Below are 21,241 nucleotides of genomic sequence, written 5' to 3' on the forward strand. Positions count from 1 at the left end.
GCTTCCGCTGCCATTGATCTATCCAGCGCCTCAGCGCGGTTGGGCCGACCTCCATCAGCTGGCAGACCTCTCTTACCGTCTGCCCCTCCACCACGACCAGGCGTACGGCCTCGTCTCTCATACCTTGGGTTATCTGTCTTGCCACGGGTCACCTCGATGCTTGGATTGATCCTATCGAGTGTCCAACCGGATTAGACCACCTCAACCCATCCATGGGGGCTCTTGCGAAACATCCATGTTTCGCAAAGCCCCCGTACCCCCATGCCCGCCGACCCTTTGAAAGTGAGTCGGTGGCCACGGAAAAAGCGGTGGACAACGCTGTTGCTGTTGCCGTTGCCGTTGCTGTTGCCTTTGATTTCCGTGGGTCACCGGCCAACTGTCAAAGGCTGGCGGGGGTGGGTTTGCGGGACCGTAGAGCGCCATGGATGGCGCGAACGAGCCTACATGGACGTACTTGCGGCGTGTCCCGCAAACCCACACCCGCCAGCCAAGCCAGGCGCGCCCGCAGACCAAGGCTGTTCGCGGTAAAGCGTGAGCGCTCTAAACGCCCACGCACCACGTACACCTCACTTCACCACACCACCACTCAACACCATCGGCGAGGTCTGCAGCGGCTCATTGGCCGAGCGCGAAAGCTGCAGCTCGTAACGGCCTTCCGCAATCTTCCACTGCTTGTCGCGCGTATCGAAACTGGCCATCGCCTTCGGTTCGGCCTCGATGCGGATCCGGCGCGATTCGCCCGGCTGCAGCGTGACCTTCTGGAACCCGATCAGGCGGATCGGCGTGGTGCTGCCTTCCGGCATCTTAAGGTACAGCTGCGCCACGTCCGCACCGGCCACCTTGCCGGTGTTGCGCACGTCAACCGTCGCCACCAGGCGCTGGCCCATCGCCGTGTAGGTCAGGTTGTCGTACTGGAACTGCGTGTACGAGAGCCCGTGGCCGAACGCGAACTGCGGCGTGAGGCCCTTGGCCGCGAACCACTTGTAGCCGACGTTGGCGCCTTCGATGTTGTAATCGATGGTGTCGTCCGGCTTCTGCTTCGGATTGAAGCCCAGCCCGTTCACGTGCGGGCGAGGCAGCTGCGACGCGTCCACCGGCCACGTCACCGGCAGCCGGCCCGAGGGATTCACCTTGCCGGTCAGCAGCGCCGCAATGGCCTCACCGCCGCGGATGCCCGGGTACCACGCCTGCAGGATCGCCGGCACCTGCTGCAGCCACGGCAGCTCGACCGGACCGTTGGTTTCCAGCACCACCACCGTCTTCGGGTTGGCCTTGGCCACCCCGGCAATCAGCGTGTCCTGGTTGTCCGGCAGCTTCATGTGCGGCAGGTCCACCGACTCGGCCGACCACTGCGTCGCGAACACGATCGCCACGTCGGCTGCGGCGGCAGCGCGCGCGGCAGCCGCCACGTCACGGCCGTCCACGTACTCGATGGTCGCATCCGGGCGCTCGGCGCGCAGCGCCTCCAGCGGCGAGGACGGGTGGAAGATCACCGGGCCCGGCCAGGTGGTCGGCAGCACGCCCGGCACCGCATTGGTGCCACGCGCGGTCCAGCCCACCATTGACGAACCACCGCCCCCGATCACGCCCTTGTCGGCATGCCCGCCGATGATCACGATGCGCTGCACTTCCTTGCCCAGCGGCAGCACGTCGCCGGCGTTGCGCAGCAGTACGCTGCCCTCTTCCACCGTGCGCTGCGCGGCCGCAAAGCCCGCTTCATCGTCGATCGGCACATGCTGCGGCGGCAGGTCGAAATTGCCGTGCGCGAACATCGTGCGCAGGATCCGCGCCACCATGTCGTCCAACCGCGCCTGCGGCACCGTGCCACCGGCCACGGCCAGCCGCAGCGGCGCATCGAAATACACCGCCTTGTCGAACACCTCGCCCGCCGACTGCTGGTCCAGGCCGGCCAGCGCCGCCTTCGAACCGCTGTGCACACCGCCCCAGTCGGACATCACGAAACCGGGGAACTTCCATTCCTGCTTGAGCACCTGGTTCATCAGGTAATCGTGCTCGCAGCCGTAGGTGCCGTTGATGCGGTTGTAGGAACACATCACCGAACCGGGCTTGCCTTCGTCCAGGGCGATTTCAAAGGCCAGCAGGTCCGACTCGCGCATCGCCTGTTCGCCGATTTCGGCGCTGTGGAAGTTGCGCGAGGTTTCCATGTCGTTGAGCGCGAAATGCTTCATCGTCGAGATCACGTGCTGGCTCTGCACACCGCGGATCGACTCACCCACCAGGCGACCGGCCAGCACCGGGTCTTCGCCGGCGTATTCGAAATTGCGGCCATTGCGCGGGTCGCGCTGCAGGTTGACGCTGCCGGCCAGCAGGATGTTGAAGCGCTGCTGCCACGCTTCGCGGCCCATGGTGGCACCGCCGGTGAAGGCGATCTGCGGGTTCCAGCTCGAGGCGGTGGACGGGCCCGAGGGCATCGCCGTGGCATGGTCGCCCTTGCGGATCCCGCCCGGGTTGGTCACGCCCACGCCGGCATCGGCCGACTGCTGGGACGGAATGCCCAGGCGCGGCACGCCCGGCACGAACCCGGCCGAACCGACAGCGCCTTCCGGCAGCGGCCCGCCATCCTTGCCGAGCCCGAAGTAGCTGTGCAGCATCTGGAACTTCTCGTCCACGGTCATCCGCGCCACCAGCAGCCTGGCGCGCGCATCCGCGCCCAGGCCGGTGTCCATCCACGGCGTGTCGCCGCCCACGGGGGCGTTGTAGCCCAGCGTCAGCAGCTGGCCGGCGATGCTCGCATCGGCATCCAGGCGCAGCTTGACCGGCTTGGTGGTGGCGGCATCGAAGCCGGCACTGTACCCGGCACCCTTGCCGATGGCGGCGAAACCGGCGGCGGTGGCGATGTCCGCATCGGTACCCAGCAGCACCGCCGGCGCACCCAGGCGCGAGCTGTCCACCAGCGTCTTGACCGCCGTGCCATCGGCCTCGGCAGCGCGCGTGTACAGCGCCACCACGTGGCGGCCGTCGTTGAGGCGCAGGTAGTTCAGGCCCGGCGCTTCCACGCCCGATTCGGCTTCCACTGGCAGGCGTGAAAGCACGATGCTGCCGCGCTGTTCGGCCGCAGCCGGGTCGGCACTGACGAAGCGATAGGTGTAGCCCAGGTCGTCGGCCAATGCTGCCAGCGGGTCCGGTGCCTGCGCGCTTTCCATGCTGTCGGCCGGACGGATCACGTTGCCGATGGTCAGCGCATCCACGTCCAGCGCCTGCAGCTGTTCGGCCACCAGCTTGGCATCCAGGTACGTCGGTGCCTGGTCCAGGCGGAGCACGGTGAAGGCGTCGCCACCCACCGTCGGTGCGGCAAAGGCAGGAGCAGACAGCGACAGGGCGATGGCGGCCGTCAGGGCCAAGGGCTTTGTAATCGTTTTCATAAGCGGGCGAAACACCTTTGCTGACGCAGTAAATCCAGGGAGTCTTGCCGCAGAAGGGTGCAGCGCCGTCATGGCGGGATCCCGGCACGCAACTGCGCTCGGGATCGAACTACACGGGCACGCCAGCCACGATCAGGCCCCTCCGCCTGTCGCCACAGCCACCGCATCCGCCGGGTGCCGTCACCAGCACCCATCCGCTCAAGAGTCGTTCACCCTGTTCATTCGTGTCAACAGCGCGTTCAGGTTTGAGTTACGAGCGATGTGGCCTATCGAACAACCGAATTGGATAGAAACGTTTGCGTTGCGGTGATTGTGATTCAACCTCTAAGGTGTATATTCGTCCTGACCATGGAAGGAAGCGATGCGTACATCGCCCCCTCACACCCGGGCTGGTGCCACGCCACGCGGTGTCACCGTCCGCTCCGACGGCGTCTGGGAAAAGCAGGCGCCGGAGTACCCACTGATACAGGTCAAGCAGATCTCCCCCAGTCCCAAGCTCGTTGTTTCATTCAAGAAGCTATGACCATGACGACCGCACACGACTACCCCACCCTCGCCCCAGGTCAATGCCCTGCATGCGGTGCGGTGGGTTCACTGGTCGCTTTTGCCGGATCGCTGCCACTGGCCAGCGGCAATCGAGCGATCGACGTGCCCCAACTTGTTGGTGAGCGCTGCGAGCGTTGCGAAGAGACGTTTCTGGATGACACCAGCCATGCACGATATCTCGCGGCCGCCGATGAACTGGTGCACCAAGCCCGATTGGACGCGGGCGCGGAGCTGCGCCGCGTACGTCGTAAGCTGCGCTTGAGTCAGCATGAGGCAGCGGCCATCGCCGGCGGCGGCCCCAATGCGTTTTCCCGGTATGAAACGGGCAAGGCACAGCCGGTGGCAGCGGTGTTCAACCTGTTCCGCCTCTTGGATCGCCACCCCGACCTTCTTGGAGAAATCCTCGAGGCGGCCGCCAGCTTTCAGCCCCGGGTCAAGTCGCCGCTCAGGGGAACCTGATCCGGCTTGATTACTTCGGTCTCCGCCGCCGTCAGCGCCCTGCCCTCGGCGTCGCGCGGCAGCAGCGGTGCCACCGCTTGTCCGGTGCCGATCACCTGCAGGTGCGAACGCGGTTCAGACGGATCGAACAGATGGCCCTCGCCCCATTGGCGCAGCGCCACCACCAGCGGGAAGAGCGCCTGGCCTTGGGCGGTGAGCACGTAGTCGTGGTAACGGCTGCCATCGGCGGCGGCCTGCTGGGTCAGCACACCGGCGTCCTGCAGGGCCTGCAGGCGCTGGCTGAGCATGCTGCGCGACATGCCCAGGCCGCGCTGGAAATCGCTGAAGCGGCGCACGCCGTCGAAGGCGTCACGCACGATCAGCAGCGACCAGCGGTCGCCGATCCGGTCCAGCGCGCGGGCAACCGGGCAGGTGCGGTTGAGATCGTGGTGCATGGCGAGCCTCCTTGAGTGGTTTCATTTTAGAACCAAATGGCACAGACTCAACTGGTTCTATTTTGAGACCAGTCATGCCCACCACTGCCCCACTCCCGCGCTTCGCTCCTTCCCTGCTTCTGCTGTTCGCCTGCGCCGGTGGGCTCAGCGTGGCCAACGTCTACTACGCCCAGCCGCTGCTGGATGCCCTGTCGGCCTCGGCGGCGGTAAACGTCGGGAAATGTGCGGTGGGCTGATGTGAATTGGGCTTCGGACGCTTGGGCCGCGCTGCGCGCGGTGTCCGGCCAACGGCCGGGGCTACGAATTGTTACGGGATCACCGACAGGGTGGGTAAATTCATTAGCAATTTTGCTAATAACACGTAGCATGTCGGTCTCAACCCTTGACACCTGCCCTGCCTATCCTCGCCTCCATGTTCAGGTTTCCCGCCCATTTCTCCTTGTTCCAGCCCGCCAGGGAGGTGCGCTGATGGGCGCGGTGGTGGCCTTGGAACAGCTGCTGGAAAGCCGCCAGGTCTGGCGCGGGCAGCCGCGCGGGACGGCGCGGGAAGCCGCTGCCCACCCGACCGGGCACCCGGCGCTGGACAGCCGGCTGCCCGGCGGCGGCTGGCCGCCCTCCGCCCTGTCCGAGGTGCTGCTGGCCGCGCCCGGCCACGGGGAGCTGGCGCTGGTCTGGCCGACCCTGGCCCGGCTCAGCCAGCTGCAGCAGACCGTAGTGCTGGTCGCCCCGCCGCACCTGCCGCATGCGCCAGCCTGGGCTGGCGCCGGGCTGGCCCTGGGCCAGCTGCAGGTAGTGCATGCCAGCCCGCGCGAAGCGCTGTGGGCGGCCGAACAATGCCTGCGCTCGGCCGCGTGTGCGGCGGTGCTGTGCTGGCCCGGGCATGCCGACGACCGCGCCCTGCGCCGGCTGCAGGTGGCCGCCGAAACCGGCCAGTGCCTGGGCTTTGCCTTCCGCGACAGCCGGCTGGCCCGCAACCCCTCTCCCGCCCCGTTGCGCCTGCAGCTCGATGCCGGCCAGGTGCGGGTGCTCAAATGCCGCGGCGGCATGGCACCGGCGCAGCCGTTGCCGCTGGCCCTGGCCCATTGAGGCGCCGCCATGCAGTGGGCCTGCCTGTTGCTGCCTCAATTGGCGCTGGACGCGGCCCTGCGCCAGCAGCCCGATCCGCGCGCGCCGCTGGTGCTGGTCAGCGGCCCGGCCCAGCGGCGGGTGCTGCATGCGGTCAGCCCGGCGGCGCGCCAGCTCGGCCTGCGCCGCGGCATGCTGCTGTCGGCCGCGCAGGTGCTGACCCGCGACATGCTCACAGTGGACTACGACCCGCGCGCCGAACAGGACACCCGCCAGCTGCTGGCCAGCTGGCTGTACGGCATCAGCTCGCAGGTGAGCCTGGCCTTCCCGCATGCGCTGGCGCTGGAGATCGGCGCCAGCCGTGCCCTGTTCGGTGACTGGCCGGCGATCGAACAGCGCCTGCGCGAGGGCTTGAAGGAACTCGGCTTCCGCCATCGGCTGGTAGCGGCACCCAACCCGCACGCCGCCTGGGTACTCACCCGCGTGCATGCCCGCTTGGGCGTGGATGCGGCCGCGCTGGAACCTGCACTGGCGCAGATCCCGATCGACCGCAGCGGCCTGCCGGCCGAGGCCGTCACGGTACTGGCGCGCTCCGGCCTGCGTACGCTGGGCGCGGCCTTCGCGCTGCCCCGCGAAAGCCTGGCCCGGCGTTTCCCGGCCCAGGTGCTGGCCCACCTGGATGCGCTGCGCGGTATCGGCAGTGCGCCGCTGCAGTACTTCCGGCCGCCGGACCGGTTCGATGCGCGGATCGAGTTCGAGTATGAAATCGAATCCACCCAGGCCCTGCTGTTCCCGTTGCGCCGCCTTACCGCCGACCTGGCCGCCTTCCTGTGTTCGCGCGATGGCGGCGCGCAGCAGTTCGACCTGTGGTTCGAACACGAGCGCCACCCCGACACCCGGCTCACCGTAGGGTTGCTCGCCCCCGAACGCGATGCGGCGATACTGTTCGAACTGGCGCGCAACCGCGTCGACCACCTGCGCCTGCCCGCCGGCAGCCGTGGGCTGCGCCTGCAGGCCGAACACCTGCCGCCGTTCGTGCCGGCCGCGCGCGACCTGTTCGACCCGCGCCCGCAGCAGGCCATGCCGTGGGAACAGCTGCGCGAACGCCTGCGCGCGCGGCTGGGCGACGATGCCGTGCAGGGCGTGGGGCTGCGCGCCGAACACCGCCCCGAACGCGCCAGCGGCACCGCCGCACAGGCCCTCAAGGGCCCGCCACCCACCCTGCCGCTGCGCCCGGGCTGGCTGCTGGCCACGCCGCAGCCACTGTACGACCCGGACCTGCGCATCCTTTCCGGGCCGGAGCGGATTGAATCGGGCTGGTGGGACGAAGGCGATGTGCGCCGCGACTACTACGTGGTGGAAACGGCGCTGGGCCAGCGCGCCTGGGCCTACACCGCCGCCGGCGCGCGGCATGGGCCGTTCATGCTGCACGGCTGGTTCGCATGAGCACCGCCCTGCCTGGCTACGCCGAACTGCATTGCCTGTCGGCCTTCAGTTTCCAGCGCGGCGCCTCCATTGCCGAGGAGCTGTTCGCGCGTGCGAAGGAACAGGGCTACCAGGCCCTGGCGATCACCGACGAATGTTCGCTGGCCGGCATCGTGCGCGCCTGGCAGGCGGCGAAGAAGCACGCGCTGGCGCTGATCACCGGCGCGGAATTCCAGATCGAGGACGGGCCCAAGGTGGTGCTGCTGTGCACCGACCAGGCCGCCTATGCCGGGCTGTGCCAGCTGATCACCACCTGCCGCCGGCGTGCGCCGAAGGGCGAATACCGCTGCCTGCGCGAGGACTTCGATGCCCTGCCCGACAGCCTGCTGTGCCTGTGGCCGGCGCGTTCGCCCAGTGCCGAAGAGGCGGCCTGGCTGCATGCGCGCTTCGCGCACCGCTTGTGGCTGGCAGTGGAACTGCACCGCGACGCCGACGACGTGGCGCGGCTGGAAGCGCTGCTGGAATTCGGCTACGCCCACGACCTGCCGCTGTTGGCCAGCGGCGATGTGCACATGCACGTGCGCCGCCGCCGTGCGCTGCAGGACACCCTCACCGCGATCCGCCAGCACTGCACCATCGCCGATGCCGGCTGGCACCTGTTCCCCAATGGCGAACGCCACCTGCGCACCCGCCAGGCGCTGGCCGCGCTGTACCCGCCCGAGCTGCTGGAGGAAACCCTGCGCGTGGCCGAGCGTTGCCGGTTCGACCTGGCGCAGCTGCAGTACACCTACCCGCGCGAGCTGGTGCCCGACGGCCACGACCCGGCCAGCTGGCTGCGCACCCTGGTCGAAGAGGGCATGCGCTGGCGCTGGCCCGGCGGCGCCAGCGAGGCGCAGCGCGGGCAGATCGAACACGAGCTGCGGCTGATCCACCTCAAGCAATATGAGTCGTACTTCCTCACCGTGCACGACATCGTGCGCTTCGCCCGCAGCCAGCAGATCCTGTGCCAGGGCCGTGGCTCGGCGGCCAATTCGTCGGTGTGCTTCGTGCTGGGCGTGACCGAGATCGACCCCAGCCACATGGAACTGCTGTTCGAGCGCTTCATTTCCGAAGAACGCGACGAACCGCCGGACATCGACATCGATTTCGAACACGAACGGCGCGAGGAAGTGCTGCAGTATGTGTTCAACCGCTATGGCCGCGAACGTGCCGCGCTCACCGCCGTGGCGATCAGCTACCGTGGCCGCAGCGCGGTGCGCGACGTGGCCCGCGTGCTCGGCCTGCCGCCGGACCAGGTCAACGAACTGGCCGCCTGCCTGGACCGCTGGAGCAGCCACGAGCCACTGCCCGAGGCCCTGCGCGAACGCGGCTTCGACCCGGACACGCCGTTGATGCAGCGGGTGGTGGCGCTCACCGCCGAACTGGTGGACTTCCCACGCCACCTGTCCCAGCACCCGGGCGGCTTCGTGATTTCCGAGCACCCGCTGTCCACCCTGGTGCCGGTGGAGAACGCGGCCATGGCCGACCGCACCGTGATCCAGTGGGACAAGGACGACCTGGATGCCACCGGGCTGATGAAGGTCGACTGCCTGGCGCTGGGCATGCTCACCGCCGTGCGCAAATGCCTGGCCATGCTGCACGCGCATGGCGCCCCGGCGATGGGGATGGCCGACATCCCGGCCGGCGACACCGCCACCTACGACATGATCTGCCGCGCCGACACGCTGGGCGTGTTCCAGATCGAATCGCGCGCGCAGATGGCGATGCTGCCGCGCATGCAGCCGCGCTGCTTCTACGACCTGGTGATCGAAGTGGCGATCGTGCGGCCCGGCCCGATCCAGGGCGACATGGTCCATCCCTACCTCAACCGCCGCAAGCGGCTCAAGGAAGAAGGGATCGAAGAAGTCGACTACCCGCCGGCACTGGAGAAAGTGTTCAAGCGCACCCTGGGCGTGCCGCTGTTCCAGGAACAGGTGATGCAGCTGGCAGTGGCCGCCGCCGGCTTCACCCCGGGCGAGGCCGATGCGCTGCGCCGTTCGATGGCCGCCTGGAAGCGCCACGGCGGGCTGGAACCGCATCGCGACAAGCTGCTGGCCGGCATGGCAAAGAACAACTACAGCCGCGACTACGGCGAGCGCCTGTTCGAGCAGATCAAGGGCTTCGGCAGCTATGGCTTCCCGGAAAGCCACGCGGCCAGTTTCGCGCTGATCACCTACGTCAGCTGCTGGCTCAAATGCCACCACCCCGCCGCGTTTGCCGCCAGCCTGGTCAACAGCCAGCCGCTGGGCTTCTACACCCCCGACCAGATCCTGCAGGATGCGCGCCGGCATGGCGTGCCGGTGCTGCCGGTGGATGTGCGCCACAGCGACTGGGACTGCACGCTGGTGCCGGCCACGCAGGCCGATGCCCTGCCCGGCATCCGGCTCGGCCTGCGCATGATCGATGGCTTCAGCGAAGCGGTGGCCGAGGAAGTGATGCAGGCACGTACGCGCCATGCCTTCGACAGCGTGGCCGACCTCAGCCAGCGGGCCCGGCTGGACCGCCGCCACCAGGGGCTGCTGGCCGACGCCGGCGCGCTGAAGGGGCTGAGCGGGCACCGCCACCGCGCGCGCTGGGATGTCTCGGGGGTGGAAAAGCCGTTGCCGCTGTTCGAGAACGTCCGCGCCACCGCCGACGCGGCCGTGGCCTTGCCGGCGCCGAGTGCGTTCGAGGACATGCAGGCCGATTACAACAGCACCGGCACCACCCTGGGCCAGCACATGGTGTCGTTCCTGCGCGACGAGCTGCGCGCACGGCGTTGCCAGCGATCCGATGAACTGGCGCAGCTGCCGCACGGGCGCAGCGTGCGTTTCGCCGGCCTGGTACGCATGCGCCAGCGCCCGCAGACCGCCAGCGGGGTGACCTTCCTCACCCTGGAAGACGAAAGCGGCATGGTCAACGCAGTGGTCTGGCGCAGGACCGCCGACCGCCAGCACCGGGTGCTGGTGGAGGCGCAGCTGATGCAGATCGATGGCCGGCTGGAGCGGGTGGATGGCGTGCAGCACCTGATCGTGCAGCGCATGCACAACCTCGATGCGCTGATCGAGGGGGTGCGTACCCACAGCCGCGACTTCCATTGATTGCTGTGACCGGTTTCACGCTGACGATAGATACAGACTTTTCCGACTGGTGCGGCCATCACGGCTTCGGCTATCGTCGCTGCCATCCAAGGATCCGGAACCTGCCATGTCGCGCGTACTCACCCTCACCACACTGGCAGTGTCCAGCCTTGCCCTGCTGGTCTCGGGGTACACCGCCGTGCAGCTGCACCGCAGCCAGTCCGCCGAGCGGGTGATCACCGCCCGCGGGCTGGTCATCCAGGACGGCAGCGGCCAGGCGCGGGTGATCCTGGGCGCGCCGCTGCCCGATCCGCTCAGCAGGGGCGTGTCGCAGGGCCCGCGCGCCTCGCCGCTGTCGGGCGTGGTGCTGCTTGGTGCCGACGGTTCCGAACGGGGCAGTTATGGCACTGCCGATGTCGGCGATGAGGCCTCGCTCACGCTGGATGATGCCAAGGGCACCACCGAAGTGTTCAAGATCACCGCGAACCCGGATCGTGGCGCCACCCTGGTGATCAAGCACCAGAACAGCACCGGCGCCATGCTCACCTCCTGGCAGGGCAAGCCGGAGCTGATCTTCCTCAACGACAACGGGCAGTCGCATTACATCCGTCCGGGTACCCCTACAGCGCCCTGATTGCCGCCGTGCGAAAATGCGGGCCGTGCCTGTTCCGGAACACGTCATGTCCATCGTCGCCCCCACCTGGCCGCAGGCTGCCACCGTCGAAGATTTCCGCCGCAACCTGGACGCGGTGCACGCACGCATTGCCGCTGCCTGCGCCCGTGCCGGGCGCGATCCGGCCACGGTGCGGCTGCTGCCGGTGAGCAAGACCGTGGACGAAGCGCGGCTGCGACTGGCGGTGCAGGCCGGCTGCGATACGCTGGGCGAAAACAAGGTGCAGGAAGCCAAGGGCAAGGCCGAAGCCATGGCCGACCTGGGCATCCGCTGGTCGCTGATCGGCCACCTGCAGACCAACAAGGCGCGGGATGTGGCCCGCTTTGCCAGCGAGTTCCAGGCGCTGGACAGCCTGCGCGTGGCCCAGGCGCTGGACCAGCGGCTGGCGCAGGAAGGCCGCACGCTGGATGTGTTCGTGCAGGTCAACACCTCCGGCGAAGCCAGCAAGTACGGATTGGACCCGATCGAGGTGGTCGACTTCGTGCAGCAGCTGCCCGCCTTCCCCCAGCTGCGCGTGCGCGGCTTGATGACCCTCGCGCTGTTCTCGGCGGATCCCGAACAGGTGCGCCCGTGTTTCGTGCGCCTGCGCGACCTGCGTGAGCGCCTGCGTCCGACCCTGCCGGTGGGCGTCAGCCTGGACGAACTCTCGATGGGCATGTCCGGCGATTTCGAGATCGCCATCGAGGAAGGCGCCACGGTGGTACGCGTAGGCCAGGCGATTTTCGGCGCGCGCAGCACCCCCGACAGTCACTATTGGCCAACCCCTGCGGGTTGATCGTCACCCCACCAACGCCTGCATATGCCGCGCATGCTCCGCCGCCTGCGCGTGCAGCCACTCACGAAACGCCAGGAACCCCCGGTGCGTGGACGACCGTGGCGGATAGACCAGCCAATGCGACCATCGCGTCTTCAACCGGTGCGGTGACAAGGCAATCAACTGCCCCGAATCCAGCAGCAACCGCGCCCGCGTCACCCGCCCCAGTGCGACCCCGAAGCCATCCAGCGCGGCACGATGGTGCGATTCGGAGTCATTGAGCATGGCCACATAGCGCGACGGCGCAACCTCGCCGACCGAGGCGAACCAGCGCTGCCACTCGCCATCCGGGTCCCCCAGCAGCGGCCACTGCGACAGCGGCAGCGCGCCCAGCCCGCCCATGCGCTCGACCAGTGACGGGCTGGCCATCGGCATCAGCCACTCATCGAACAGCGGCTCCACATGCAGGCCGCTCCACTGCCCGGCACCCACCCGCAACGCAGCATCACACTGCAGCTGCCGCTCGAAATCGGTGAGCCGCTCGCTGGATTCCAGGTTGAATTCAATCTCCGGGTGGCAGGCCACGAACGAGCCCAGCCGTGGCACCAGCCAGTTGGAGGCCATCGATGGCAGTGCACTGACCGACAGCACGCGGTCGTGGCGCGCACCGAACGGCTGCAGCGCCTGCGCGATCGCATCCAGATGCGGGCCCACCTGTTCCAGCAACCGCTGCCCTTCGGGCGTCACCCGCACCCCGCGTGCCTGGCGCTGCAGCAGCGCATACCCCAGGCGCTCCTCCAGCTGCCGCATCTGGTGGCTGAGCGCACTGACCGTCAGGCTGAGCGAATCGGCCGCGCGGGTCAGGTTGCCCAGGCGTGCGGCGGTAACGAAATTCTGCAGCGGCTGGAGCGGGATACGGGACATGGCGACTTGAATCCATTTCAAGAAAGACTTGCGAAAGGATCGCTTTTGCGCCGTCCATCCTGCCCCTATCGTGAGGTCCACTCAAGTGGAGGACGCACATGAACATCTACAGCGGATTGTTGTTCCTGCACGGGCATATCGCCGATGTGGGATTGGCGCGGGCGCTGGCGGAGCCGGAAAAGGTCTCCGCCGCTGACACGGCGCGGGCGGTGGCCGGGACAGCCACGCAGCCCGTAGCGCTACCGGCTCGGGCTGCCTGCGAGGTTGGTGCCGCGCGGCGTTGAGACCCCCGGCCTTACGGAGCCGGCTTGGTCTCGGGCAGCACCCGGGGACGGCTGTCGTACCAGTCGCGGGCCCCGGACAGGTGCCAGGTGCGCTTGCCGCCGTCCAGTTCGATGCCGGCCCCGAGCAGGCCCCAGCGCAGGTACAGGTCGCCACGGCGCTGCGCCTGCTCCATGTCCAGCCGGGCGCGCAGCGACAGCCGCGCGTTTTCGGCCTGCAGGTCGTCCACCGCCAGGTGCTCGCGGCGCCAGCGCAGCTGGCCGCTGGCCAGCACTTCACCCGAATCGAGCAGCCCCAGCACCCAGCGCGGGTACTGGCTGCGCTCGGCGTAGATGCCCAGCAGCGGACCGGCATCGCGAAGCCGCAGGTCGGCACGTGCGTCCACCTGGAACGGTGCCTCTGACTGGATGTGCCCGCTGCGCAGGTCGACCTCGCCCCACCAGCCGCCCTTGGCGGCATCGCCGTCCACCTGCACGTTGCGCAGGCTGAGCGTGGTGCCGCCCAGGTCGAACTGGCCAGCGTCGAAGTCGGCACGCTGCAGTCTTGCCTTGACCTGCGCATCGCCACGCAGCGACAGGCCGGCGGCCTGCATGCGCGCACCGGTGCCGCGCAGGTCCGCGCGCCCCTGCCCGACCCGGCCGGCAGCATCCAGCGTCACGTCGCCGCTCAGCAGTGCGGTCCCCCCGAGCAGACGCACATTGTCGTTGCCGACGTAGCGGTTGTAGGCGCTCAGGTCAGGCACCCGCGCGTCGTTGAAGCGCAGCTGCGCGCGCATGCCGTCGCGCAGCTGCTGCAGCCGTGCATCGCCGCGCAGGGTCAACGCCAGCGCCTTGCCATCGAACAACACCGCCTTGGGCGCATCGGACGGCGCCGCGCGGAACGTGGGAATATCGACCTTCAATTCCGCCTGCGGCGGCGCACCGTTGGCGATGCGTCCCAGCGCATGTGCATCGCCCTGCATGCGCACGCCCGCCACCTCGGCAATGGCGGCCACCTGTGGCACCTCCAGGGTGCTGCCCGGCGCCAACTGGCCATCGGCAATGCGCAGGTCACCCTGCAGCAGCCCGCCACCTTCCAGCTTGAACCACGGCTTGCGCACGAACAGATCGGCAATCCAGTTCAACGACTCGAACCGCCACGCGCCACGCACCTGCCCGGACAGGCGCGGCAACAGTTCGGCCGGCGCCTCGAACGGAATCTTCCGGCCGGTGACGCGCAGGTCCGCGTGCAGTTCGCTGCCGGTTTCCGGGTCGCGCGGCAGGCGTGCCTGCACGCGCATGTCCTGGGCCACGTCCAGCTGCAGCGACAACAGGCCGCGATCCGGTGCATGCACGCCGGCATGCACCGGCACCCGCCACACCACCCGGCTGCCGGGTTGCAGCAGGCCGCGGTCCATCACCACATCGGCCGTGAGCCGTGCCTCGGCCGGTACGCTGCCGACCTTGACGTGTGGCCCGGCCGTGTCGATCTTGATCGCCTGGCTGCGCCCATCCACCTGCAGCTGCGCGAAGGTGATGCCGAACTTGCGCAGGCCCGGGGCTTCATCCCGGTAGTGGCGCGGGTAATGGAAGCGCGCGGCCAGGTGCGCCTCGTCCAGCAGCTTGACCCCGTCGTAGGTGATCGTGGCCTGCTCGAAGCCAGCAGTGGAATCGAACAGTTCGGACGGCCCGCCCTTGACCTGCTTCTGGAAGCCCACCGTGCCATGGCCCTGCCCGGCAATCAGCAGCTTTCCGAAGCGGCCGCTGCGGATGCTGTCGCTGTGGATCGCATCCAGCCGGATGTTCCAGCCGCGATCACCACGCGGCGGCGGCGGGATCGCCTTTTCCACCCGTTGGATGTCCGCTTCCACGCCGGTGGCGTTGATGCCTGGAATGCGGACTTCGCGCTTGAACAGGTGCACCAGCGAGATCCACGCGCTCGCACGGTCGGCACGGAAGATGTAGACGGTATGGTTGGCCTGGCCGCGGATGCGCACGTTCCAGACAACCGCGTGCCCGGGCAGCAGCGTCAGCGCCGGCCCGGTCTGCAGCCTGAATTTTTCAGGTTTGCGGTTGGTGACCGCATCGAACAACGGCGTGTTGAGGAACACGTTGCCGGCAACAAGGTACAGCGCATACAGCGCCAGCAAGGTAAGCAACGCCACGCGCCATGGCCGGGGCCAGCGCCGGACGCGCTCGGGAATCAGGGGCATGGAGTTCTGCGACGAAGCGGAGTGACGCGGCCACTATCGACAACCGGGCGACGGAGTCGTGTGAAGAAGCGCCCCCGATGCCGCTCAACCGGCCCGCCGCTCCGGGTCCCACGCCATCGGCTGCCACAACTCCAGCTTGTTCCCCTCCGGATCCAGTATCCAGGCGAACGAACCGTTCTCATGCGTCTCCGGCCCGCTGACGATGGTCACGCCAGCCTCGCGCAGGTTCGCCAGCAGCCCCTCCAGGTCATCCACCCGGTAATTGATCATGAAAGGCGCATCGCTGGGACTGAACCACTGGCTGTCAGGCTCGGCCAGGGCCCACACGGTCAACCCGCCGTCGTTGGCCTTGTCGTCGGGCCAGCGCAGCACCGCGCCACCAAACTCCTCCAGCGTCATGCCCAGGTGCTGCCGGTACCACTCGGCCAGCGCCGCACGGTCGCCACGGCTCTTGAAGAACACCCCACCGATTCCGGTCACCTTTGCCATCGCAGTCTCCCTGGGTCCGTGCTGATCCTATGCCCTTGCCCGCGCAAAAGAAAACGGCAGGCCGTTGCACCGGCCTGCCGTTGTCCTGTCACCGCAAGCGGTGGGATCAGAAGCGGAACTCGCCACCCAGGCTGATCGTATCCACGTCCACGTCCACGCCGCTGAAATCGCCTTGGCGGCGGTCGTAGTTCAGGCTCAGGCCCCAGCGGCGGTTGAAGTCGTAACCGACATTGACGCCGTAGTACGGCTTGGTCGAGCTTTCGTCATCCACCACGTCGAAGGTGTCTTCGCGCACCTGCGCGGTCAGCCGCGCGATGCCGGCGCGTGCGCCGATGAAGAAGCCGGTATTGTCGGCGCCGAAGTTCTTCTTGACCACCAGGCCAGCACCGATCGAGACCAGGTCCAGCTCCTGGTCGTAGCCCAGGTCCTTGTTGTACAGCGAACCGACATGGCCTTCGACGCCGATGTTCGGGGTGAACCAGTAGCCGCCGCCGATCGAGGCGGAGGTGTCCGACTCGCTGCCACGGAAACCGTCGTAACGCACTTCGGTATCGCTGCTGCCCAGCTCGGCGCGCACGAATGCGTGGCCGGCCATGGCATCGGTCGACAGGGTGGCCAGCGCGATGGCGGCGGCCAGGGTGACGAACTTCTTCATTCAGGTCCTTCCAAAGGGTGGTTTGCCCATCTGGGCGGCGCCACTCTGCCTCCTGTTCATGTTTGTGTCAATTCCGTTAAACGAACCCTCAGGCGCGGGCCTCGGGCAACTTGGCCACCACCTTGAACTCCACGTCGAACCCGCTGAGCCAAGTGACCCCGACCGCGGTCAGGGTCGGGTGCGGCGCCTGGCCCCAGTACTCGGGCACGATCGCCCACACCCGCTCCAGGATCCGGTCCGGGTCGATCATGAAAACGGTCACGTCGACCACATCGTCGAACGTGCAGCCGGCGGCCGCCAGCACCGCGTTGAGGTTCTCGAAGAGCTTGTGCACCTGCGCTTCCAGGCCCGGTTCGGGCGAACCGTCCTCGCGGCTGCCGACCTGGCCGGAGACAAACAGGAAGCCGTTGGACCGCACCGCCGTCGAATAGCGGTAGCGGGCATACAGGTCCTGCCGGCGAGAGGGGAACACGACGTCGCGACTTGCCATTGCAGACTCCAGAGGGGTTTTGCCCCGGGTGATGGGATATCTCCACGGTAGGCGCCCCGGCCCGGTCGATAAACGACCAACCTTGTCCATCACTGTTTGTAGAATCCAAACAATTGACCGCAGGAGTGCCGATGGACCGTTTCGATGCCATGCAGGCCTTTGCCCGGGTCGTGGAGACCGGCAGCTTCACCCGGGCCGCACAGACCCTGCACATGAGCCGCACCACGGTGACCCAGCTGGTGCAGCAGCTGGAAGCCCGGCTGCGCGTGCGCCTGCTCAACCGCACCACCCGCCAGGTCAATGTCACCGACGATGGCGCGGCGTACTACGAGCACGTCTCGCGGTTGCTCGCCAATCTGGATGATGCCGAAACCAGCCTCTCCAGCTTCGCCGCCAGCCCGCGCGGCCGGTTGCGGGTGGATGTGCCCGCGCCGCTGGCGCGGTTCCTGCTGGTCCCTGCGCTTCCCGGTTTCCACGCGCGGTACCCGGACATCCAGCTCGACCTGGGCGTCAGCGACCGCAATGTCGACCTGATCGATGAGAACGTGGACTGCGTGATCCGCGGCGGCGTGCTCTCCGATCCCTCGCTGGTCGCGCGGCACATCGGCGACCTGCAGGCAGGGTTGTACGCCGCGCCGCAGTACCTGGCCACGGTTGGCATGCCGGACCACCCCAAGGCACTGGAAGCCGAACCGCATCGCATCATCGGTTACCGGGGCTCGCGGCGTGCAGGGGCCATGCCCTACGCGCTGCGGCGTGGCGAAGAAACGCTGACCGTGCACGGCCGGCATCAGCTGGCGGTCGACGACGGCAACGCCTATCTGGCGGCCGGGGTCGCCGGGCTCGGCGTGCTCTGGCTGCCCGATTACGTTGCCGCCGCGCACGCCGGGCGCGGCGAACTGCTACGCGTGCTCACCGACTGGCAGGTCGACCCGATGCCGCTGCACATCGCCTTCCGTCCCAACCGCCACGTCAGCGCCAAGCTGCGCGTGTTCGTCGACTGGGTAGCGGCTCTCATGGGCGACCACGTGCCGGTGATGACAAAGGGCTCGGCCCTGCCCTAGCATCGAAACCACAAGCCCGCGCCCCTGCGCCGGGCGAGGACGGGCATTGACGCAGTTCCTCCAGTTGTTCGGTTCGCGGCTTTCGATGATGTTCGCAGCAATCGCGCTGCTGTATCTGCTGTGGTCCACCGCACCGCTGTGGTGGTCAGCACGGAGGGCGTTCCTGCGGGCCGACCGGCTCGTGCACCCGTGGTCCTTCATTCTCATCGCTGGAATGCTTGCGTATGGGAGTACGGCACTGGCCGCCATGGGCGTGACGTCTGTGGTTGGCATGTCACGCTTGCTGGATGGGGCGGCGCATCCCGGGTTGCTGTCGGCGATTGCGCCCGGAACATGGCTTGCCATGCGGCTGGACTCCTGGCTGCCTCCCGCACTCCTGCCGCTGCACCTCCTCATGACGTGGTTCATCACTCGCCAGTTGTCGGACCACTGGCGCGGGCTTTGCACCCGTGGCGCACTCTCCGGCCGGAAGGTGCGCTGATGCAGATTCCCGACCAGTGGTTCACCCTGCTCCTCTGGCTGTTCTTCGAGGAGGGCCTGTGGCGGGTCTGGATGTCATCGCCCCTCTGGTGGCCGGTGCTCAAGGTGCTGCTGCGCCGTGATCGCCTGCCCCGTCCCGCCACCTTCGTGGTCGTATCTGCAGCGCTGGCTTACGGGGTGATTGCGACGGTGAGCGTGGTCGTCATCTTCCCGGTCAAGGTCGCAGGCCTCTACCTGACGCCCCAGTTCATGGAGGCAGGACTGCCGTTGGGACCGACGCTCACGGCGCTGGACAGTGTGGTCACAGCCGCACTGCCTCCATTGGTCCTCTCGCTGCCCATTTCCGCATGGTGGATTTCCCGGCGGCTGGCGCAGCGCTGGCCGAGGTTGTGCGGCGAGGATGTGGTCTCGGGGTAGTTACAGCGGCGCGATCACCAGCGTATCGCCCTTGCACACGTTGACGTCGCGGTAGATCGCCGTGCGCCCGTTACGAAACTGCAGGCGCAGGTCGAAGCGGCAGCCGGCATCGCCCAGGCGAACTGTCGTGCTGTCCCCACCACCGTCGATGGTGTCGATCGGGCGCTGCTCGAACGCATCGCTGCCGGCGGTGGCCACCTCCAGCGTGGTGATGCTGTCGTGGGCGCGGTTGAGCAGTGTCAGGTAACGCGGGGCGGCGGCATGCGTGGCCGTGGCGAAAAGCAGGCTGGTCAGGACGGCAAGACGGATCGGGAACATCGCGGCATCTCCGGCAGTTGGGTTCGCCGCCATCAGGCCGCTGGCCGCCCCGCGCACGCCACCGATCCGGGACCAATCGTCGTCCCGGCAGGACCAATCGTAATGGGCCCTCATGGCGCTTCTCCGGGCCCGCCCGCACGCCTAAGATGGCCCTGCCCCGCCGCGCCGGGCGTCCTGGATACCGGCCATGATGGTTCGCCTTGGCAGTACGTCGATCAGCCTCGCCCGCTACCTGCTGCTGTGGACGGCCGTGGTGCTGGTGTTTGCCGTGCAGCATTCGCTCAGCGATGGGCTGCACGGCAACAGCTGGCCGTTCCTGGTGCACCTGCGCTGGGCGATGATCCAGTGGTACACCTGGGCGGCGCTGGCACCGCTGGTGTTCCGCCTGGCCGAGCGCTACCCGCTGGATCCCCAGCGCCGCCTGCTTGGCCTGGGCAGGCAGGTCGTGGCCAGCCTGGCGGTGACCGTCAGCGCGATGCTCATCGGCGCAGCGGCCTCCGCGCTGTTCGAACCCAGCGGCTTCTTCGAACAGCTCGGGTACTTCCTGGCGCAGCATTTCGCCATCGGGCTGCTCACCTACTGGGCGCTGTTCGCGCTGCAGCAGGCATTGCACTTCCAGGCCGAAAAGGCGCGGCGTCAAATGGAAGCCAGCCGGCTGGCCACCGAACTGGCGCAATCGCGGCTGCTTGCGCTGAAATCCCAGCTGCAGCCGCATTTCCTGTTCAACACGCTGCACGCCATCATCACCCTGCTGGACGAAGACACGGTCTCGGCCGAAGACATGCTGCTGCGCCTGAGCGAACTGCTGCGCGCCTTCCTGGAAGACTACGACGGCCAGGAGATTCCCCTGCGCCAGGAACTGGACCTGATCGAGCTGTACCTGGGCATCCAGCGCGTGCGCTTCAAGGACCGGCTGACCACCCGCACCTATATCGCCCCGGATACCCTCGACTGCGCCGTGCCCAGCCTGTTGCTGCAGCCGTTGGTGGAGAATGCGGTGCGCCACGGCATAGGGCAGCGCGTGGGCAGTGACGTGATCGAGATCGAAACGCGCCGCGACGGCGAGGTGCTGTGCATTGAAGTGCGCAACCGCAACAGCACGCTTGACGCCACGCCCGGCGCGCCCGCAGGCCATGGCATCGGCATGTCCAATACCCGGCTGCGCCTGAAGGAGCTGTACGGCGATGCCGCCGAGGTGCGGCTGGACATGATCTGGCCCGAGGGCGTGGCCTGCCGTGTACGCCTGCCCTTCCGTACCCTGGAAGTGGAAGACGAAGCGCCGGAGTTCACGGCGGGAGTGGCACCGGCATGACCCTCTCGGTGCTGGTGGTGGACGACGAGCCGCTCGCACGCCGCGCGATCGTGCGCCTGCTGGCCGAGGACCCGGCGATCGAACTGCTGGGCGAATGCGGCGACGGCGTCTCCGCAGTGAACGCCATCCGCGAGCACTCGCCCGACCTGGTGTTCCTGGACATCCAGATGCCGGCGATCACCGGCCTGGACGTGGTGGCCACCATCGGCGCCGAGCGCATGCCGGCCACCGTGTTCGTCACCGCCTACGAGCAGTACGCGGTGAAGGCCTTCGAGGCCAATGCGGTGGACTACCTGGTCAAGCCGTTCAGCCGCGAACGCTTTGCCGCCACCCTGCAGCGCGCCCGGCAACGCCTTTCAACTGCCGCCGGCACCAGCGCGCAGACGGCGACGCAGATCCTGCAGGCACTGGATGCACTGCGCCAGCGTGAGGCCTACCTGCAACGGATACCGGTACGGGTCGACGAACACGTGGTGCTGGTCGACGTGGACGAGATCGTCTGGATCAAGGCCGCACGCAACATCGCCGAGATCCACCTGGCCGGCCGCATGCATGAACACCGCGGCACCATGGCCGCCCTCGCCGCCCGGCTGGACCCGCGCCACTTCGCCCGCGTGCACCGCTCGGCCATCGTCAACATCCGGCGGGTCAAGGCGATCCACCCGTGGTTCAACGGCCACCACGTGGTCACCCTGGACACCGGCCAGCAGCTGCGCATGAGCCGCTACCAGAACGAGGCGTTCCTCAAGCTCGTCTCCACCCGGGACACACCGTAGCGCCGG

The 21,241-nt window shown here is 67.9% G+C and carries 22 protein-coding genes; 13 read left to right on the forward strand and 9 right to left on the reverse strand.

Going from position 1 to position 21,241, the window contains the following annotated elements; all coding sequences use genetic code 11:
- Together SOM39_RS00005 and SOM39_RS00010 are read right to left on the reverse strand one after the other, a co-directional pair.
- A partial coding sequence (locus SOM39_RS00005) for a transposase (RefSeq protein WP_320457644.1) occupies nt 1–121 on the reverse strand: 121 nt, incomplete at its 3' end.
- Nucleotides 122–566: 445 nt separating this feature from the next.
- A complete protein-coding gene (locus SOM39_RS00010) occupies nt 567–3,383 on the reverse strand; it encodes a beta-glucosidase family protein (RefSeq protein WP_320457120.1) in 2,817 nt (938 codons plus the stop codon).
- Between the two features lie 525 nt (nt 3,384–3,908).
- Here SOM39_RS00010 and SOM39_RS00015 point away from each other — a divergent pair.
- Nucleotides 3,909–4,388 carry a type II TA system antitoxin MqsA family protein gene (locus SOM39_RS00015; RefSeq protein ID WP_320457121.1) on the forward strand — a complete coding sequence of 160 codons (480 nt, stop codon included), beginning with the start codon at nt 3,909–3,911 and terminating at the stop codon, nt 4,386–4,388.
- On the opposite strand, the gene SOM39_RS00020 is transcribed toward SOM39_RS00015, so the two are convergent.
- The gene (locus SOM39_RS00020) at nt 4,352–4,822 is read right to left on the reverse strand and encodes a helix-turn-helix domain-containing protein (RefSeq protein WP_320457122.1); all 471 of its coding nucleotides are present in this window, start codon (nt 4,820–4,822) and stop codon (nt 4,352–4,354) included. The two genes, SOM39_RS00015 and SOM39_RS00020, sit on opposite strands and share 37 nt — an antisense overlap.
- A 74-nt stretch (nt 4,823–4,896) precedes the next feature.
- Between SOM39_RS00020 and SOM39_RS00025 the strand changes: the two genes are divergently transcribed.
- From SOM39_RS00025 to SOM39_RS00050, 6 genes are all read left to right on the forward strand, one after another.
- Nucleotides 4,897–5,058 (forward strand): hypothetical protein, encoded by a 162-nt coding sequence (locus SOM39_RS00025; protein ID WP_320457123.1) that lies wholly within the window; start codon nt 4,897–4,899, stop codon nt 5,056–5,058.
- 232 nt (nt 5,059–5,290) lie between these two features.
- On the forward strand, nt 5,291–5,908 hold the full coding sequence (gene imuA / locus SOM39_RS00030; RefSeq protein WP_320457124.1) for a translesion DNA synthesis-associated protein ImuA: 618 nt from the start codon (nt 5,291–5,293) through the stop codon (nt 5,906–5,908).
- A 9-nt stretch (nt 5,909–5,917) separates the two neighbouring features.
- A complete protein-coding gene (locus tag SOM39_RS00035; RefSeq protein WP_320457125.1) occupies nt 5,918–7,333 on the forward strand; it encodes a DNA polymerase Y family protein in 1,416 nt (471 codons plus the stop codon).
- A complete protein-coding gene (locus tag SOM39_RS00040) occupies nt 7,330–10,431 on the forward strand; it encodes an error-prone DNA polymerase (RefSeq protein WP_320457126.1) in 3,102 nt (1,033 codons plus the stop codon). Before SOM39_RS00035 ends, SOM39_RS00040 begins: the two co-directional genes overlap by 4 nt.
- Nucleotides 10,432–10,537: 106 nt before the next feature.
- Nucleotides 10,538–11,044 (forward strand): hypothetical protein, encoded by a 507-nt coding sequence (locus SOM39_RS00045; RefSeq protein WP_184126878.1) that lies wholly within the window; start codon nt 10,538–10,540, stop codon nt 11,042–11,044.
- Between the two features lie 46 nt (nt 11,045–11,090).
- Entirely contained in the window at nt 11,091–11,858 is a 768-nt protein-coding gene (locus SOM39_RS00050; RefSeq protein ID WP_320457127.1) for a YggS family pyridoxal phosphate-dependent enzyme, read from the forward strand.
- A gap of 3 nt (nt 11,859–11,861) precedes the next feature.
- Here the strand turns inward: SOM39_RS00050 and SOM39_RS00055 are convergent, their stop codons facing one another.
- A complete protein-coding gene (locus tag SOM39_RS00055; protein WP_320457128.1) occupies nt 11,862–12,761 on the reverse strand; it encodes a LysR substrate-binding domain-containing protein in 900 nt (299 codons plus the stop codon).
- A gap of 98 nt (nt 12,762–12,859) precedes the next feature.
- Between SOM39_RS00055 and SOM39_RS00060 the strand changes: the two genes are divergently transcribed.
- On the forward strand, nt 12,860–13,045 hold the full coding sequence (locus tag SOM39_RS00060) for a hypothetical protein (protein WP_320457129.1): 186 nt from the start codon (nt 12,860–12,862) through the stop codon (nt 13,043–13,045).
- 11 nt (nt 13,046–13,056) lie between these two features.
- Here SOM39_RS00060 and SOM39_RS00065 read toward each other — a convergent pair whose 3' ends face one another.
- The 4 genes from SOM39_RS00065 to SOM39_RS00080 all read right to left on the reverse strand — a co-directional run bounded on the left by SOM39_RS00065 (nt 13,057) and on the right by SOM39_RS00080 (nt 16,868).
- Nucleotides 13,057–15,234 carry a hypothetical protein gene (locus tag SOM39_RS00065; RefSeq protein ID WP_320457130.1) on the reverse strand — a complete coding sequence of 726 codons (2,178 nt, stop codon included), beginning with the start codon at nt 15,232–15,234 and terminating at the stop codon, nt 13,057–13,059.
- Between the two features lie 84 nt (nt 15,235–15,318).
- The gene (locus tag SOM39_RS00070) at nt 15,319–15,723 is read right to left on the reverse strand and encodes a VOC family protein (RefSeq protein WP_068852588.1); all 405 of its coding nucleotides are present in this window, start codon (nt 15,721–15,723) and stop codon (nt 15,319–15,321) included.
- Between the two features lie 106 nt (nt 15,724–15,829).
- Entirely contained in the window at nt 15,830–16,378 is a 549-nt protein-coding gene (locus SOM39_RS00075; RefSeq protein WP_320457131.1) for an outer membrane beta-barrel protein, read from the reverse strand.
- An 88-nt stretch (nt 16,379–16,466) separates the two neighbouring features.
- On the reverse strand, nt 16,467–16,868 hold the full coding sequence (locus tag SOM39_RS00080; protein WP_320457132.1) for a RidA family protein: 402 nt from the start codon (nt 16,866–16,868) through the stop codon (nt 16,467–16,469).
- Between the two features lie 113 nt (nt 16,869–16,981).
- Here SOM39_RS00080 and SOM39_RS00085 point away from each other — a divergent pair, with 113 nt between their 5' ends.
- The 3 genes from SOM39_RS00085 to SOM39_RS00095 are packed head-to-tail and all read left to right on the forward strand — an operon-like array spanning nt 16,982 to nt 18,829.
- Nucleotides 16,982–17,932, forward strand: coding sequence for a LysR family transcriptional regulator (locus tag SOM39_RS00085; protein WP_320457133.1), 951 nt, complete (start codon nt 16,982–16,984; stop codon nt 17,930–17,932).
- 46 nt (nt 17,933–17,978) lie between these two features.
- A complete protein-coding gene (locus SOM39_RS00090) occupies nt 17,979–18,413 on the forward strand; it encodes a hypothetical protein (RefSeq protein WP_184126891.1) in 435 nt (144 codons plus the stop codon).
- Nucleotides 18,413–18,829 (forward strand): hypothetical protein, encoded by a 417-nt coding sequence (locus SOM39_RS00095; RefSeq protein ID WP_320457134.1) that lies wholly within the window; start codon nt 18,413–18,415, stop codon nt 18,827–18,829. Before SOM39_RS00090 ends, SOM39_RS00095 begins: the two co-directional genes overlap by 1 nt.
- Here SOM39_RS00095 and SOM39_RS00100 read toward each other — a convergent pair whose 3' ends face one another.
- On the reverse strand, nt 18,830–19,147 hold the full coding sequence (locus SOM39_RS00100) for a hypothetical protein (RefSeq protein WP_320457135.1): 318 nt from the start codon (nt 19,145–19,147) through the stop codon (nt 18,830–18,832).
- Between the two features lie 187 nt (nt 19,148–19,334).
- Here SOM39_RS00100 and SOM39_RS00105 point away from each other — a divergent pair, with 187 nt between their 5' ends.
- Together SOM39_RS00105 and SOM39_RS00110 are read left to right on the forward strand one after the other, a co-directional pair.
- Nucleotides 19,335–20,459 carry a sensor histidine kinase gene (locus SOM39_RS00105; protein ID WP_320457136.1) on the forward strand — a complete coding sequence of 375 codons (1,125 nt, stop codon included), beginning with the start codon at nt 19,335–19,337 and terminating at the stop codon, nt 20,457–20,459.
- Nucleotides 20,456–21,235, forward strand: coding sequence for a LytR/AlgR family response regulator transcription factor (locus SOM39_RS00110; RefSeq protein ID WP_320457137.1), 780 nt, complete (start codon nt 20,456–20,458; stop codon nt 21,233–21,235). Before SOM39_RS00105 ends, SOM39_RS00110 begins: the two co-directional genes overlap by 4 nt.
- Nucleotides 21,236–21,241 lie beyond the last annotated feature (6 nt).

Source organism: Stenotrophomonas sp. CFBP8994, from assembly GCF_034044835.1.
Taxonomy (GTDB): domain Bacteria; phylum Pseudomonadota; class Gammaproteobacteria; order Xanthomonadales; family Xanthomonadaceae; genus Stenotrophomonas; species Stenotrophomonas rhizophila_A.